Annotated in this window: 12 protein-coding genes; 8 read left to right on the top strand and 4 right to left on the bottom strand. The window is 40.6% G+C overall.

Going from position 1 to position 16,005, the window contains the following annotated elements; all coding sequences use genetic code 11:
• The 4 genes from K0S23_RS02910 (at window position 1) to K0S23_RS02895 (ending at window position 7,222) form a co-directional block, all read left to right on the top strand.
• A complete protein-coding gene (locus K0S23_RS02910) occupies window positions 1-2,289 on the top strand; it encodes a M1 family metallopeptidase (protein WP_300354018.1) in 2,289 nt (762 codons plus the stop codon).
• 101 nt (window positions 2,290-2,390) lie between these two features.
• A complete protein-coding gene (locus K0S23_RS02905) occupies window positions 2,391-2,921 on the top strand; it encodes an NADPH-dependent FMN reductase (protein WP_300354015.1) in 531 nt (176 codons plus the stop codon).
• 368 nt (window positions 2,922-3,289) lie between these two features.
• Window positions 3,290-5,248: a T9SS type A sorting domain-containing protein gene (locus K0S23_RS02900; RefSeq protein ID WP_300354013.1), complete on the top strand. Its 1,959-nt coding sequence runs from the start codon at window positions 3,290-3,292 to the stop codon at window positions 5,246-5,248.
• Between the two features lie 87 nt (window positions 5,249-5,335).
• The gene (locus K0S23_RS02895; RefSeq protein WP_300354010.1) at window positions 5,336-7,222 is read left to right on the top strand and encodes a T9SS type A sorting domain-containing protein; all 1,887 of its coding nucleotides are present in this window, start codon (window positions 5,336-5,338) and stop codon (window positions 7,220-7,222) included.
• A 199-nt stretch (window positions 7,223-7,421) separates the two neighbouring features.
• On the opposite strand, the gene K0S23_RS02890 is transcribed toward K0S23_RS02895, so the two are convergent.
• On the bottom strand, window positions 7,422-8,558 hold the full coding sequence (locus tag K0S23_RS02890; protein ID WP_300354008.1) for a metallophosphoesterase: 1,137 nt from the start codon (window positions 8,556-8,558) through the stop codon (window positions 7,422-7,424).
• Window positions 8,559-8,726: 168 nt separating this feature from the next.
• On the opposite strand from K0S23_RS02890, the gene K0S23_RS02885 reads away from it, so the two are divergent.
• Complete coding sequence (locus tag K0S23_RS02885) at window positions 8,727-9,533, top strand: universal stress protein (RefSeq protein ID WP_300354005.1); 807 nt, start codon at window positions 8,727-8,729, stop codon at window positions 9,531-9,533.
• A 72-nt stretch (window positions 9,534-9,605) separates the two neighbouring features.
• Here the strand turns inward: K0S23_RS02885 and K0S23_RS02880 are convergent, their stop codons facing one another.
• Complete coding sequence (locus tag K0S23_RS02880; protein ID WP_300354002.1) at window positions 9,606-10,079, bottom strand: DUF6265 family protein; 474 nt, start codon at window positions 10,077-10,079, stop codon at window positions 9,606-9,608.
• A 168-nt stretch (window positions 10,080-10,247) separates the two neighbouring features.
• On the opposite strand from K0S23_RS02880, the gene K0S23_RS02875 reads away from it, so the two are divergent.
• Window positions 10,248-11,084 (top strand): S1-like domain-containing RNA-binding protein, encoded by an 837-nt coding sequence (locus tag K0S23_RS02875; protein ID WP_300353961.1) that lies wholly within the window; start codon window positions 10,248-10,250, stop codon window positions 11,082-11,084.
• Between the two features lie 66 nt (window positions 11,085-11,150).
• On the opposite strand, the gene K0S23_RS02870 is transcribed toward K0S23_RS02875, so the two are convergent.
• Window positions 11,151-11,933: a response regulator gene (locus K0S23_RS02870; protein ID WP_300353959.1), complete on the bottom strand. Its 783-nt coding sequence runs from the start codon at window positions 11,931-11,933 to the stop codon at window positions 11,151-11,153.
• Window positions 11,930-12,967, bottom strand: coding sequence for a histidine kinase (locus K0S23_RS02865; RefSeq protein ID WP_300353956.1), 1,038 nt, complete (start codon window positions 12,965-12,967; stop codon window positions 11,930-11,932). Before K0S23_RS02865 ends, K0S23_RS02870 begins: the two co-directional genes overlap by 4 nt.
• Before the next feature lie 127 nt (window positions 12,968-13,094).
• Here K0S23_RS02865 and K0S23_RS02860 point away from each other — a divergent pair, with 127 nt between their 5' ends.
• Both K0S23_RS02860 and K0S23_RS02855 read left to right on the top strand, forming a co-directional pair.
• Complete coding sequence (locus K0S23_RS02860; protein WP_300353953.1) at window positions 13,095-14,003, top strand: polymorphic toxin type 23 domain-containing protein; 909 nt, start codon at window positions 13,095-13,097, stop codon at window positions 14,001-14,003.
• Between the two features lie 298 nt (window positions 14,004-14,301).
• Window positions 14,302-15,924, top strand: coding sequence for a CTP synthase (locus tag K0S23_RS02855; RefSeq protein WP_300353950.1), 1,623 nt, complete (start codon window positions 14,302-14,304; stop codon window positions 15,922-15,924).
• Window positions 15,925-16,005: the final 81 nt, after the last annotated feature.

Below are 16,005 nucleotides of genomic sequence, written 5' to 3'. Positions count from 1 at the left end.
ATGAAAAAAATCCTTTCTCTCTCTCTTGTCCTTTCGGCATTAAACGTTTCTGCACAAACAAAATTTGCTCAATTGGATATAGAACTTCCGACTCCTAATGAATACCGCACTGCGGCAGGAGCTCCGGGACATGGTTATTACCAGCAAAAGGCAGATTACAAAATGAGTCTGACTTTGGATGATACCAAACAAATGATTCGTGGAGAAGAGGTAATAACTTACACAAATAATTCACCGGATGTGCTTGAATATTTGTGGCTGCAGCTGGACCAAAACATCTTCAAACCGGATTCCGACAGCAAACTGATTGCAGTGGAGAAAATGGAGGATTTCCAGTCGATAAAAGATGTAGAGCGTAAATTGATGACTTTTGAAGGCGGATTCAATATCGAAATGGTTGCTACGGTAAATGGAGAAAAAATGCGTTATGCGATCAATAAAACCATGATGCGGATCGATCCGGCAAAACCGCTCGGACCAAAACAAAGCATCTCTTTCCGGATTAAATGGTGGTACAATATCAATGATCGGATGAAATTCGGGGGAAGATCAGGCTATGAATATTTTGAAAAGGATAATAACTACTTGTATACAATCGCTCAGTTCTTCCCTAGAATGTGCGTCTATAATGACGTAGAGGGTTGGCAGAACAAACAGTTTTTGGGCAAAGGAGAATTCACTCTTCCGTTTGGTGATTACGAGGTTTCAATTACGGTTCCTTCCGATCACGTGGTGGCCGGAACTGGTGAATTGCAAAATGGCGCTTCTGTGATGACGGCTGAACAAAAACAGCGGATGGAAAAAGCGAAAACTTCCAATACTCCGGTTTTAATAGTAACCCAAGCCGAAGCTGAGAACGCAGAAAAGAACAAAGCAACGGCTACTAAAACCTGGACCTTTAAGGCGAAAAACGTACGTGATTTTGCTTTTGCTACTTCCCGTAAATTCATGTGGGATGCACAAAATACAGTTGTGAAAGGCAAGAATATCTTATGCATGTCTTTTTATCCGAAAGAAGGAAATCCGCTGTGGGAACGCTATTCAACGAAACTGGTAGCTCATACCATTCAGACTTATTCAAAATACACGATCGATTACCCTTATCCGGTTGCAATTTCTGTTCATTCGAATCAAATCGGAATGGAATACCCGATGATTTGTTTCAACGGCGGACGTCCGAACGAAGACGGAACCTATTCGGAGCAAACAAAATACGGTATGTGGGGTGTGATTATCCACGAAGTCGGACATAACTTTTTTCCAATGATCATCAATTCGGATGAGCGTCAGTGGTCCTGGATGGATGAAGGCTTGAATACTTTCGTTCAATACCTGACAGAACAGGAATGGGAACGCGGTTATCCTTCACGAAGAGGTCCGGCTGCTATGATCACGGATTACATGCGCGGCGACCAAAAATTCATTTCTCCGATCATGACCAATTCCGAATCGATTTGGCAATTCGGAAACAATGCTTACGGTAAACCGGCTACAGCCCTGAATATCTTGCGCGAAACAGTAATGGGACGTGAATTATTCGATTTTGCATTCAAAACTTATTGCGAGCGCTGGAAGTTCAAACATCCTACTCCTGCTGATCTGTTCCGAACTATGGAAGATGCCTCAGGTGTGGATTTGGATTGGTTCTGGAGAGGTTGGTTTTATTCAACGGAATATGTTGATGTATCGCTTGACTATGTAAAACAGTTCGAATTGAATTCAAATAATCCTGAAATTGAAAAAGCGGAAAGTAAAAAAGAAGCCGATTCAAAACCGCAGTTCATCGGAGATATCCGGAATAAAGAATCGATTAAACAAACTGTTAACGAGAGAGATACTACGATCGATGACTTCTATGCGAAAAGAGATATTTATAAGGTGGATCGTTTGGATAAAAAAGAATACGATGATCTCCAGGCAAAACTGACTCCTGAGCAAAAGAAGTTGCTGGATTCCAAAAAACAGTTCTATGAACTGGCTTTCACAAATAAAGGTGGTTTGGTAACTCCTCTGATCATTCAGGCAAAATTTGAAGACGGTTCTACCCAGGAAGTGCGTATTCCTGCTGAAATCTGGAGAATGGACGATATTACGGTGACAAAAGTGCTGATCTTCGATAAACCGGTTGCCTCATTCCAATTGGATCCCTTTTTGGAAACAGCAGATTGTGATGTGAATAACAACTCCTTCCCTCCTGCTTCAAAGCCAACACGGTTCCAGTTGTTTCAACAAAAACAAAGCAACGAAAATCCGATGCAGCGCCAGAAACGTTTGGAGAGTGGGAATTAACGAAGACTTAAGACTCGATATGTAAGACAGAAGACTTGAATTTTTATTTCAATCTTCATTTTGTCTTGAGTCTTTCGTCTAAAGTCTCCTATCTTTTAAGAATGAAAACAGTCCTCGCAATCATCGGAAGCGCAAGCGAAAACTCTGCCAATCAACGATTAATTGAGTTCCTGGCAAAAGAAACCGGGAAGGATTTCGAATGGATTCTTTTCAATGAATTGAAATCTCTTCCCCACTTCGATCCTGAATTATCCGTAAATAATCCCCCGGAGGAAGTAGTCAATTTTAGAAAGCAGATCGAACAAGCGGATGGAATTATCATTTGTACTCCGGAATATGTGTTCAGTATTCCCAGCGGACTAAAAAATGCAATCGAATGGTGTGTATCAACCACCATTTTCTCAGATAAACCAACAGGATTGATCACCGCCTCTGCCCAGGGAGAAAAAGCTCACGAAGAATTGCAGCTGATCATGCGTACATTAATGGCACAATTTATTGATGAAACCACCCTTCTGATTTCCGGGATAAAAAGTAAAATTTCAATGTCCGGACAACTGACTGATTCCGAAACCCAATCCGAATTGGAACAATTTACAAACTCTTTTATGAATCTTGTTGACGGAATGTAAATGATTGATTACGTGTGTGTTTATTTTTTGAGAAACCGTGAATAATTGAAAACAGAACCTGTTTTTAACGAAAAATCCAACAAGCAAAATCAAACCGGATTCCGGAATTAACCACTTCTTATATATTCCAAAAATTAGTCCAAGATTTTATTCTTCATTCGTTTTAAAAGAAAGTACACATTGCTCAAACGTATTTTCTCATATCTAAAACGATTTTTTGTTCCAAATAGTTTGTTGAAAATTAATATAGCTTCCAATCTATCGAAAAACTTAAAACATTGTTGTTATTGACTTTAAACCTTTAAAATCAGTTGCTTGTAACTTTACTTCGGTTTCGAAACCATTATTCACTTTAATAAGGAAAAGTCATGAAGAAAAAAAACAACACACTAAAACAGTTGATTGCTACCAGTGCAATCGCAATGATGGGATTTGTCGCAAATGGACAATTTGTGGAAACGATGGGAACTGTGGGAAGCGGTACTCAAACAATTGCTGCCAGGGAAACTGCCGGTAATTTTGATTTGGTATCACTTACGTATTCCGGAACTGCTGATATGAGAATAACTTCTCCGTCAACCGGCTATACTGGTGCTTCCGGAAGTTACAATACCTTGATTCAGGCACAGGAGGATTTTGAGATTCAGGGAATTAATGCTGGGTCGTGTTCGGTAAGTGACTCTATCCGCTTCGGTTTGTTTAAAACAACAAATGCTTCCAATGGAATTGACTTCCTTGTATTGGAATACAGTAACGACAATGGGGCTAGCTGGAGTTCAATCAGCTTTCCTGCCTTGCCAACAGGTACCGGAACTGCAAAATGGTATAAAGTAGCAGCGGCTTTGCCTGCGGGAGCTTTGGTGCCAAACCTGCGCGTGCGTTTTCGCAGCACTTTGGTCGGGACTTCCAGTTCTAATCCGCAATTCAGAGTGGATGATATCGCAATGACGTGCGGGTCAACTACTTCTTGTGGAGAGCCAACGGCGACTATTGCTGTTACGGGATCAACAATTCTGTGTGCAGGAAGTACAATGCCGGTGTTAACGGCTACAACTGACCTTGACAATCCGATTTACCAATGGTTCAACCAGGATGGTTCTATTGCAGGAGCAGATTCGGATGTGTTTTCACCGACAGGTTCCGGAACTTATTATGTTACTGTAAGCAATGAAGATGGTTGTGAGGCTATTTCGGGGCAAGAGTACGTATTGGTTTATCCGCAAGCTCAGTTTTGTCAATCAAGAGGTGTTCAGGGTTGTCCGGAAGATGTTGCTCAGGCATGTGTGACTGTAGCAGCAAAAGACCTGATCTTCTCTCAATATGTGGAAGGAAGCGGATTGAATAAGTATGTTGAAATTTTCAACGGTACATGTGCAAGTGTAAATTTATCGGGATACGAGTTAAGAGCTTACCACAACGGTGCATCCTTATCGGGAGCTCCGACTTATACAATCGCACTTTCAGGAACATTGGCTGCTGGTGACGCATATGTAGTTGCTCACCCAAGTGCAACAGTTTGGAGTGGAACACCAGATTTGTTTTCTGCTGACCTGCAATTCAACGGGGATGATGCATTGGTATTATTCAATGTAACTGCTGCTGCAACTGCAGATATTTTTGGTTCTGTAGGACATGATCCGGGATCTGCATGGAGAGATGCTGATACTTTAAGCACTACATACCGTTGGTCTACAGAAAACAAAACATTGGTAAGAAAACCGTGCGTTTATTCAGGAATTACAGTAAATCCTGATTTGGCAGGAATTGGAGGTTTTCCAACATTGTTCACGGAGTGGGATACACTTTCTGTTGATAATGTTACAGGTCTTGGATCTCATAGCATCGGAGCATCGGCTTATAATTTCACTGTAACTACTGGTGATGCAGCTGTATTGTCCACAACTGGTAATTGTGCGAATATTGAGATCGGTACAGTGAACTCGGTTGTTACTGTAAGCGGAACTTTCTGCACATTTAATAATTGTGGTGGCAGTACAACATTCGCAGTAAATGTAAATGCAGATGGTTGTGGTGAAGCTCGTGGTATTACAACGACAACTGCAAACGGAACATTAGCTGAATTGTTCCCGAATCCTACTAACGGGGTGTCAACATTGTCATTCACAACGGATTCTGATGAAAATGTATCGGTAGTAGTGTTTGATCTTTCAGGAAAAGAGCGCATGATCCTTGCTAACGAATACTTAGTAAAAGGAACACACCGTTTGCAGGCTGATTTGTCAAAATTGACTGCCGGAACTTACATTATCCGCATTACATCTGCTTCTGAAAACCAAACGCTTCGCGTGATTAAAACAGAAAAATAGTTATTCGATAATTTATCTGACTACTATGAGGAGTTCTTCCGTTTCGGCGGAAGAGCTCTTTTTAATTCTTTATTTAAGTTCTTTAAAATGAAAAAAAAGTACCTGATGTTAATGATGCTCATTTCTGTTTTTGGAATGAGTACAACTAATTTAAAAGCTCAAACACTATTTAGCCCGAATACCTACTCTGGCTGGGTATCAACTCCAACTAACTCCTTTGCAACAATTCCTTCGGCTCCGGGAGTCACATTTACACAAATCACTCGTGGATCCGGAAATACTTTTTCAACAGCTGCAGATGGAATCAATTCAAGTAAATGGAATAATCCTTCTGCCAATGCCGCTGTCACAGCCAATCAATACCTCACGTTCTCTGTTAGCGCAACAAGTACTGCAACAGCTGAAATTGATAGTTTGGTACTAATTCTCGGAAGATCTGCTTCAGGACCTGATTCCTGTATCCTTCAATATAAATCAGCCGGTACCGGTAATGTTTTCACTTCTGTTGTTTCCGGTGTACGGGTAATCCAGCATCCTACAAACAGCCCGACTACTATTTTGTCATTTATTCCTCCCGCTCCTATTTCGGTTGCTGCCGGCGATACAGTTGTTTTCCGCCTGGTAGCATGGCACGCGGCCAGTACCCTGGGAACTATGAAACTGATCAATAATAGCGCGGTTTACGGGAAAGCAATAAGCGTAACTACGAATTCAATAACAGCTCCTGTGGTTCAATCAAATAATGCGACTTGCGTTTCCTCGCTTTTGAGCGACAGTGTGCAGGTTACTTTTAACTCTGCCGGAGTTTTTAATGCCGGAAACAGCTATTCCTTAGAATTGTCGGATGCTTCAGGGGATTTTTCTGCCCCTTTGATTTTAGGCACCTTGAACAGCAATTCCAATACAGGCACGATTAACGGATTTATTCCGGCCGGTACGGCCAGTGCAAATTACCTCTTGCGAATTAAATCCAGTGATCCGGTAATTAATGGTTTGGATACAACTCATCTATTGGTTTACCCGGGAATGGCTCTTGGCGCTTCTGTTATACAACCGGATTGCCCCGATAGTACAGGGGAAATTGATTTGACAATAACAGGTGGTTCCGGTTTGATCCAGTATTCCTGGTCTAATGGTGAGCTCACACAGGATTTGAATAACCTGGATGGAGGAACTTATGAGGTAAATTTATCAGATGCTGTGGGCTGCTCAGCCGATTCTTCATTCAGTATTCAATCAGTTTCCGCTTTTTTGGTGACCGACTCACTTGCACATATCCTTTGTAATTCCGGTTCTGAAGGAAGCATTCACGTTTCTGTAAGCGGAGGAACCGCGCCCTACTCGATTTCATGGACGGGAAATGGGATTAGTCAGACAGGGCCTGCGGCTTTAAACCTTTCTGCCGGAGATTATGATCTGGTAGTTTTGGATGCTCACAATTGCATTTACAATGCGGATTACACACTAACGGAACCGCTTCCTCTTAGTGTTTCTGCTTCGGTGGTTAATGCTGTTTGTTCAACATGTAACGGAACGATCACACTAAGCACACAGGGGGGTGTTGCTCCCTATTCTTTTCTTTGGGAGGACAACACAACTTCCCCGGTAATGACAGCCGTTCCGGGAGAATATTGTCTTGAAGTTTCAGATGCGAATGCTTGTGAACTGGACACCTGTTTTACGATCTCTTCAACCGCAGGAATAGCAGATGAAGATTCTAATTCATTGATTCGCATTTTCCCTAATCCGGCCTCCGATATGTTCCAGGTTCTGTTTTCACAGCAGTTACTGGGAGTTAAAAAGGAGGTTCTGGTTCTGAACTCATTGGGTGAAGTTGTTTTTGAAGAAACACTGGATTCAAACATGCAGCAATTAATAATTAAGGCAGATCAATGGCACAGTGGAACATACACTTATCAAATCAACTCGGAGAACGGATTTGTTGAAATAGGTAAAATCATGATAATTCAATAAATCGGAATGATCTTAAAAGGAAAGGCTGTGATTGATTCACAGCCTTTTTTGTTGAGTGAAGTAGAATTTCAGATCCCTTCACTAAAAGAAGAATTTGATTAAGGGTATTGAAAATTGAATATAATCTCAATAGCTATCGGGATCAAAAGTTTTGGAACATCTCCGGTCTTTTCAATTCTCAATTATCCATTTTCCATTTTCAATTGTTGCGACGCAGCTTAATCAATGTAATCTCAGGATAAATCCCTACTCTGCCGGGAAAACCCAAATAACCGAATCCGCGGTTTACATACAGGAATTGTTTTCCAACCTGGTACAGTCCTGCCCATTTCTTATAGCGCAGGGAAACGGGACTCCACTTGATTCCGAAACGTTCGATCCCAAATTGCATTCCATGTGTGTGTCCGGATAAGGTCAAATCAATGTCTGTTTTCAAAACCTGTTCGTCAAAATGACTCGGATCGTGTGAAAGCAGGATTTTAAATGCATCGGAAGGAACTTGTTCCAGCGTTTCGTCCAGTTTTCCGCTTTGTCTGAATGGAGCTGTGCCCCAATTTTCTACACCCAAGAGCCAAAATCCCGGTTTCAATTCAACTGCTTCATTTAGCAAAGGTGTAAATCCGATTTCTTTATGGATCGCGATCAATTTACTTAAGTTCTCATTTTTGGTTTCTTCCTTTTCCCATGGAACGTAATCGCCGTAATCGTGATTACCAAGGATACTGTATTTTCCTTTTTTAGCCTGAATCTTTGAAAACACAGATTCCCATCCCAGCATTTCTTCTGCAATATTATTTACCAGGTCGCCCGTAAAGAATACAAAATCCGCTTCCAGCTGATTGATCTGCTGAATCGCTTTCTCTACTTTTTCATATTTATTGAAGAAACTGCCTACATGAATATCGCTGATCTGCACGATTCTTAATTCGTCGGAGTCTTCCGGAAGATTTTCAAATGGAATTTCAATAGTATGTGTTTTCCAGTTCCATCTCCCCCAAATAATTCCGGTCAGGATCGCCAGGAATAAAGAAATAGCAATCCCGAATCCTAAGTATTCGATAAATGCAATTCCCGTTATAAGGTAAATAATTCCGAATGGGAAAAAGCCTAAAGCAGGAACGCCACTGGCCACCATCACCCCGAAAGCATTAAATCCATTCCTGTAATCTGTTGTCTTCCGGTTTCGGATTGCACGCATCATAATGATCATGCTCCCGAAAAATAAAACAAGTTGTAAAATCCCCAGTACAATGAAAAAGGGATGTTGAAATTCAAAAAGCGTGTATGAAAGTGTAGCCTGCGCTAAAAGTATGATTAAGAGAATGATTCCGAACATAATTGTTTTTTTTAGATGGGTAAAAGTAGAGCGCAACGGATGATACTTTAGCCAATCTTCGTTAAAATCGGTGAATTAATCGGCGAAATATTCATCAACAATAAAATGTTAAAAATAAATACACTTACTAAAGCGACTTTTTTCCTACTTTGGTGAAAAATAATGGCTATGAGTCGAAATTTGTACATCGTCCCACATGATTTAACTGAGGTTGGAAACACTGCTTTGGATTATGCGCTATTCCTTGGCAGGCACGTAAGAACGGATATTATGTTGTTGCATTTGGTTGACAATAAATCCAAAATTCCGACTGTTGAAGCAAAGTTGTGGGAGATCGTTAAATCGAAAGCAATTTCCGAAAGTGTCGAAATGTTTGTACACGTTGTGGTCGGTGATATTTTTACGGACATCAGCAAAATCGCAAACCGGGAACACGCTCAGTTAATTTTAATGGGTACCCACGGAGCAAAAGGATTTCAAAAGCTCACCGGAAGTTTTGCAATGAAGGTAATTACCAGTTGCGATGTTCCTTTTATCATTGTACAAAAAGAAACCAAACACCAGGAAATTAAAAATATCGTCGTGCCAATTGATTTGACGAAAGAAAGTCTTCAGATTGTCAGTTCAGCAGGAGATTTGGCACGGATCTTTGATGCTACTGTTCACGTTATCGGGGAAAAGCATTCCGATGAAGGCTTGTCACAGCAAACCAAAAACCGGGTATTGTTAATTCGAAACAAATACGACGAAAAAGGAGCCAAATGTGAAGTGAACCTGCTTCCTTCAAGCGGCAGCTATTCGAAGAAAGTAATGGCTTACGTGAAAGAAAACAACATCGAACTGATCGCAATTGCATATCACTCTGAAAGTTTACTTCCTCAGTTTGATAATTTCGCTCAATCCCTTATAACGAATGAGTTGAAACTGCCTTGTATGATCATTGCAGCGAAGCAATCAGGGAATTTATATTTCTGATCGGATTCATAATATTCTAAAAAAATAATTTAATAGTTAGATCAATCCTTAATGGACTGATCTGCTATTTATTTACTTCACTCTCACCATTGCAAAGCGTTCTTTAGCGAACTCCCCTTTTTGTTTTCCGGAAATCTCTGCGATCAGAGAATCTCCCTCATGCATGTAGGTGATTACTTGTGGGAAATCGTGTTTCGGATTTTCAAATACCAATTTATGATCTTCCTGTTTCGTTAGCTTAAAAACGATCGGTTTACCATTGTTTTGGTCCTGAATTGTAATCGCGCATTCCAGCGTCTCATCTGTTTCTTTTAATTCGGAATGTTCTCTGAATACTGTATCGGTGCCGATTACGAAGTAAGTCTCCGCTCTGTACATATCATTATCACCTTTTACCCAGGTCTCTGACATTTTTCCTTGCTCCGAATTATTTTCCCAGCTTCCAAGAAGCCAGTCAGCTTTTTCAAGTTTGCTTTTTTCACCGCTTCCGCAAGCAGAAACAACTAAAAGGGCAATGCAAAAACCTGGTGTAATATATCGATTCATAGTTCTGTATTTTATACTTTAAAGATGCAAATAAAATCCCGGAACAATTAAATAAATCCGGTACAGCATCATGATATTCATATTCAGATCTTGTCAGCAATAAGCGATTAAACCTTAATCGGGAATTCGGAATTCGGCATTCGCAATTCTTTTGATTACCTTTGTTCTGTGGAATTAGGAGTTTATAATGAATTGCGCCTGGATCGTTTTACGAGTCCGGGAGCTTATTTGGTCGATGAAGAAGGCAATGATGTATTGTTGCCTACAAAATATGTTGATCCGTCTTTTCAGATAGATGATATGGTAAATGTGTTTTTGTACAAAGATTCTGAAGGCAGGATCATTGCAACTACACTTACCCCGAAAGTTTTGGTAAATCAATTTGCTTTCCTGAAAATAGTTGAAGTAAACCAATACGGTGCTTTTGCCGAATGGGGAGTTGAAAAGCACTTGCTGATCCCTTATCGCGAACAGCCGAAGCCGCTTGAAGAAGGCAAACATTATTTCATATACATGTATATTGATGAGGCAACTGAACGCTTAGTTGGCACATCCCGTATCGGAATGTACATGGATACAGTAAACAATGATGAATTGCAGGCTGATGATGAAGTTGATTTAATGGTTTGGGAATTTACGGATCTTGGCTTGAAAGTATTGGTCAACAACCGTTATCAGGGATTGATTTTCAAGAATGAACTGCACCGTCGTGTAAGAATGGGTGAAACTCTGAGAGGATATGTGAAAACAGTAAGACCTGATGGTAAACTGGACATCGTTTTGGAAAGACCTGGCTACGACAAAATTGACACACATGCCCGGAAATTCCTGGCAATGCTTGAAAACAATGGTGGATTCCTGGATTTAACGGACAAATCGGATCCGGAAGAAATTCAATACAGAACAGGCTGGTCCAAAAAGGTATTCAAACAAGTTGTGGGAAATCTTTACAAACAGCGTCTGATCAGTCTCCACGAGAATGGAATCACTTTAATTGAGAGTTGATTTCGACTTCGTTCAGTCAGCTTAAATATTAATAAACAGGTCATTGAGCGAAGTCGAAGTACCTGTTTATATCGAGAACAGCTCCTTAAACTTAATAGCCTGTCTTCTGGATATTTCGATCTTTTCCCCTTCACGGATTTCATCTGCACCTGAGGCATTTTTGACAATTAGAGGTTTTAGTTCTACCTGCAAACCGCCATTGAACCAGTTTTCCACTTTGTGAATCCAGTTCAGGTTAATGATGTATTTCCGGTTAGCCCTGAAAAAATGTTGTGGCTCCAGGCGTTCTTCCAGGCTGTTCAACGATCTTAAAATCAGCGGTCTGCTTTTTTCGAAATAAACTTTCACATAATTTCCGTCGCTTTCAAACAAGCGCACTTTATCCAGTGAAACATAGAAACACTTTTCACCGTCCTTGATGAAAATAGAATCGGAAATGGTTAAAGGACGTGATGAACGATCAATTTTAGGAGCTTTTGCCGTGGATTGGAAATCAGCCTCGGAATTATTGAGCAGCTTTTTAATAGTTTCGTCCAAACGTGCCGGATCTACCGGTTTTAACACATAATCCAATGCATTTACCTCGAAAGCTTTCAAAGCAAAATCATCAAATGCGGTTACAAAAACTACCTGTGGAATCTCATCCAGTTTCTTTAGCATATCAAAACCGGTCATTCCCGGCATTTGGATATCCAGGAATATCAAATCAGGTTTCAAAGCTTTTATTTTTTCAATCCCTTCTTCCGGATTCTTGGCTTCGTCAATGATCTCGATTTCGTGATAATCTTTCAAGAGTTTCTTTAACTCTTCGCGAGCAAGTCGCTCATCATCAATGATTATAGTTCTCATGCTTCTTTAATTTCTATGATTGCAATAACAGTGTTCGGGGTGTTCTGTTTTAATTCAAAATGCGCTTTTCCCTTGTATTGTAACTCCAGTCTCCGGAGTGTATTGGAGATTCCTATTCCTATGGAGTCTTTACGTGTTGAGCGCAGATTCCCATTGTTTTCTACTTCAAGCAAAATGGATTCTGTCTTTTTTTTGACCCTGATCCAAACGGTTCCGCCTTCAATCAGCTGTGAAATTCCATGTTTCAGAGCGTTTTCAACCAATGTTTGCAAAATAAAAGGCGGAATCAGGAAACTCATCACTTTTGGATTCAGTTCCTGGATAATCTCCAGGCGTTCCTCAAAACGTACTTTCTCCAGGTCCAGGTAATCCTGTACGATCGACAGTTCTTCTTCCAACGGAACCAGTTGTTCGCTTCCGATGATTAATGATTTCCGTAATAAATTGGAGAGTTTCGTAATGTTTTCCTGTGCACGGTAGGGTTCGATATCTATCAATGCGCGAATAGAATTCAGGGAATTGAACAAGAAATGTGGATTGAGTTGCGAACGCAGGTTTTTCAATTCAATTTCATTGTGACTGGCTGTAAGCTGTAAGTTGCTTACCTCCTGTTCGCGTGACCGTTGGAAAAAGTGAAACGTAAAGTAAACACTGTTCCACAACACGAAGAAGATCAGGGTTGCCGCAACGTTCAGTGAGAATTCAACAATGGAAAAACTGAAAGGAGTTCCTGAAACAAAATGCGAAACGAGCGTGTTTAAAATCGACATGATCGCCGCAAAGAAGACCGAAGTAAGCAGAACGCGCGGAATCAAATTCGATAAGCGCATATTCAGCCAGCCCATTGCAATGAAGAAATAACGCATCAGGTGAGTCAGTACGATTCCCATCACGAAGAAACAACTCGTGGAAATAACGATTGTTTGCAGGTCGATACTTTGATTTGAAAAGGTAGATGCCGAAAAAATAAGTAATGAGAGTAAAGCCCATCCTCCTATTTGCGCCATCCAGTAAGTCCTTCTTGCTTTAAACATAAACCAAAGTTAAATGAATTCTAAAGCGAAATACAAGACTTTGGAATAAACGGCGCTTTTAGTGGTTGATTGGATGTATTTCGGGAAGACGGACTATTTCGGTCTGAAAATTGTAAATTCGTTTTCAATGAATCGCTTCTTATTTTTAATCTTCTTCTTATTTCCTGTATTGGTATTCGGCCAAAATCGCTGGAAACCTGGTGCAGGAATTAAAGCAGGTATACTGATATCCTTCGGTTCACATCAGAATTCATTTGGGTTTAAATTGGATACTTATCTGGGAAATGATTTTGTCCAGTTGAATGCAGGTGCGACAACACGTTATTTCCTGACCAATTTAGGGAAACGTATCAATTTCGGAGAGATTCGATTCAGCACCGGGGGTGTTTTGATGTTCGGGAAAGGTAAAAATCCGCAGAATATGGATTGGGACGGACCATTGCATCAGTCAAAGTCAGAATATTCAATCGGATATGCACATTATTGGTACTTAGATCGATTGGGAACTTCCCAGCGCTCAGGAGCCTGGAATATCGGGATTCAGCGCGTGGATATTTTGATGGAAAACGATGTCTTCGGAGGACAGGCAAAAGACCGCTTTCGTACCGGGGCATTGGTTGTGTCGTATAGAGATAGCTTGTATAAAGCCAGTATTGGATTGACGATCTGGACCGGCGAAACAGCTGAAACAATTTGGGATAGAACTCCTTTTCCCGGTGGGCCGAATGGATTTAGAGATCTGACTTCCCGCCCGTTTGGAAAACTGAATCACGGGATTTTATATGGGGAACTGAAACATTGTTTTGTTGGGATGCAAACTGCCGGAACCAGGCTGGGCTGGGACAGCGAACAGATCAGGCACGTCTTTCAAAATAAATTAAGTCATGATTTGATACTTTTCCCTAAGAAGATGGTACGGAATACACCACATTATCCGCGATTGAGTGAATCGGGTGAAAATGTTTTTACCAGAAAAGGAGTGAGGAAATCACGCTTCTACTTTCAGACATTTCTCAATGATGGTTTACCCTACTGATTCAGTCTTTTTTGTGCCGTCGGTTGCAAATTCGCGATATCGCGAACAGCCCTTTGTTTATAAGGGTTTCATGACGCTTGTAAACTTGTTTTTTTAGCATTTTTATTTGTGTAAACATGTTTAAAACCAAAGCATCTCTTTCCATTCTATATTCTAAATCACCATTCACCGAACATTTTAATACTTATAAATGAAGAAATGAACACTTCACCGATTGTTTCTGAAAAAGCTATTCAAACATTCGTGTTTATTCATTTATTTGATGTAATTTTGCGCCCCGTAGTTACAATTTTTATATATGTCCAATTCAACAAAATACGTATTTGTAACCGGGGGGGTAACATCATCCTTGGGTAAAGGAATTATCTCAGCTTCCTTGGCGAAATTGCTTCAGGCACGCGGTTACTCTACAACAATCCAAAAATTAGATCCTTACATCAATATTGATCCGGGAACATTGAATCCTTATGAACATGGCGAGTGTTTCGTTACGGATGATGGTGCGGAAACTGATTTGGACTTAGGACATTACGAACGTTTTTTAAATGTTCCTACTTCACAGGCCAATAACGTAACTACCGGAAGAATCTACCAGAACGTAATTGAAAAAGAGCGTAAAGGAGAATACCTGGGAAAAACAGTTCAGATTATCCCTCATATTACGGACGAAATCAAAGAACGTATTCAAATCCTCGGTAAAACCGGGAAATTCGATATCGTAATCACGGAAATCGGTGGAACGGTTGGTGATATCGAATCACTTCCCTTTGTTGAAGCTGTGCGTCAAATGATGTGGGAATTTGAAAGCGATTGTTTGGTTATTCATCTAACATTGATTCCATATTTATCTGCTGCAGGTGAGTTGAAAACAAAACCAACGCAGCACTCCGTTAAGCAATTGCTTGAACTAGGGGTTCAGCCGGATATCTTATGCTGCAGAACGGAGCATGAACTGGATTTAACGATCCGTAAGAAAATCGCGAAATTCTGTAATGTAAGTATGAATGCCGTTATTGAATCGCGCGATGCGGAGTCGATCTACGATGTTCCTCTTTTAATGCAGGCGGAAGAATTGGATAAGGTTGCTTTGGAAAAACTGGGACTGCCTTCTAAAAATTCTCCTGAACTGTCTAAATGGAAAGAGTTCTTACTTCGCCTCAAAAACCCGAAACAAGAGGTAAATATCGGGTTGGTTGGTAAATATGTAGAGTTGAAAGATTCTTACAAGTCAATTTCCGAAGCATTTATTCATGGTGGTGTTGCAAATGAAGCACGTGTGAATGTGAAATGGATTCATTCGGAATCATTGACAAAACAAAATATCGAAGCTGAACTGGAAGGCCTTGATGGAATCCTGGTTGCTCCCGGATTCGGTTCACGCGGGATTAGTGGAAAGATCGAAGCAGTTCGGTATGCGCGTGAAAACAAAGTTCCTTTCTTTGGAATCTGTTTGGGAATGCAGTGTGCGGTAATTGAATTCGCTCGCCACGTCCTGAAGTACGAAGATGCACATACCACTGAAATTGCAGAAGATTCGAAATACCCTGTAATCTCGATGATGGCAGAACAAAAAAGTATTTCAAACATGGGTGGAACCATGCGTTTGGGTTCTTATAAATGTCAGTTGAAACCGGATACACAGGTTGCCTCTGCTTATAACACGGAATCGATCGAAGAAAGACACCGTCACCGTTACGAATTCAATAACGAATATTTGGAAGCTTTTGAAAAAGCCGGAATGATCGCTACAGGAAAAAATCCGGAAACAGGCTTGGTTGAAGTGGTTGAAATCCCGGATCATCCATGGTTTGTTGGTGCGCAATATCACCCGGAATACAAAAGTACAGTGGATAATCCACATCCTTTATTTGTTGCTTTTGTGAAAGCAGCGATTGAAAAAAGAAAATCATCCGAGGGATGATCGAAAAAGATATCCGCGGGAAACGGGATATTGAGAAATTAAATTAAAAAGAACATTGCTTCCAATGAAATCGGTTCACTA

Source organism: Fluviicola sp. (assembly GCF_029266855.1).
In the GTDB taxonomy this organism is placed as follows: Bacteria; Bacteroidota; Bacteroidia; order Flavobacteriales_D; family Crocinitomicaceae; genus Fluviicola.
This window is presented reverse-complemented; position numbering and strand designations above follow the sequence as displayed.

Excerpts from the sequence above, each read along its gene's own strand:
- K0S23_RS02910 (WP_300354018.1), top strand. The coding sequence starts at position 1 with ATGAAAAAAATCCTTTCTCTCTCTCTTGTCCTTTCGGCATTAAACGTT.
- K0S23_RS02905 (WP_300354015.1), top strand. The coding sequence starts at position 2,391 with ATGAAAACAGTCCTCGCAATCATCGGAAGCGCAAGCGAAAACTCTGCC.
- K0S23_RS02900 (WP_300354013.1), top strand. The coding sequence starts at position 3,290 with ATGAAGAAAAAAAACAACACACTAAAACAGTTGATTGCTACCAGTGCA.
- K0S23_RS02895 (WP_300354010.1), top strand. The coding sequence starts at position 5,336 with ATGAAAAAAAAGTACCTGATGTTAATGATGCTCATTTCTGTTTTTGGA.
- K0S23_RS02890 (WP_300354008.1), bottom strand. The coding sequence starts at position 8,558 with ATGTTCGGAATCATTCTCTTAATCATACTTTTAGCGCAGGCTACACTT.
- K0S23_RS02885 (WP_300354005.1), top strand. The coding sequence starts at position 8,727 with ATGAGTCGAAATTTGTACATCGTCCCACATGATTTAACTGAGGTTGGA.
- K0S23_RS02880 (WP_300354002.1), bottom strand. The coding sequence starts at position 10,079 with ATGAATCGATATATTACACCAGGTTTTTGCATTGCCCTTTTAGTTGTT.
- K0S23_RS02870 (WP_300353959.1), bottom strand. The coding sequence starts at position 11,933 with ATGAGAACTATAATCATTGATGATGAGCGACTTGCTCGCGAAGAGTTA.
- K0S23_RS02865 (WP_300353956.1), bottom strand. The coding sequence starts at position 12,967 with ATGTTTAAAGCAAGAAGGACTTACTGGATGGCGCAAATAGGAGGATGG.
- K0S23_RS02860 (WP_300353953.1), top strand. The coding sequence starts at position 13,095 with ATGAATCGCTTCTTATTTTTAATCTTCTTCTTATTTCCTGTATTGGTA.
- K0S23_RS02855 (WP_300353950.1), top strand. The coding sequence starts at position 14,302 with ATGTCCAATTCAACAAAATACGTATTTGTAACCGGGGGGGTAACATCA.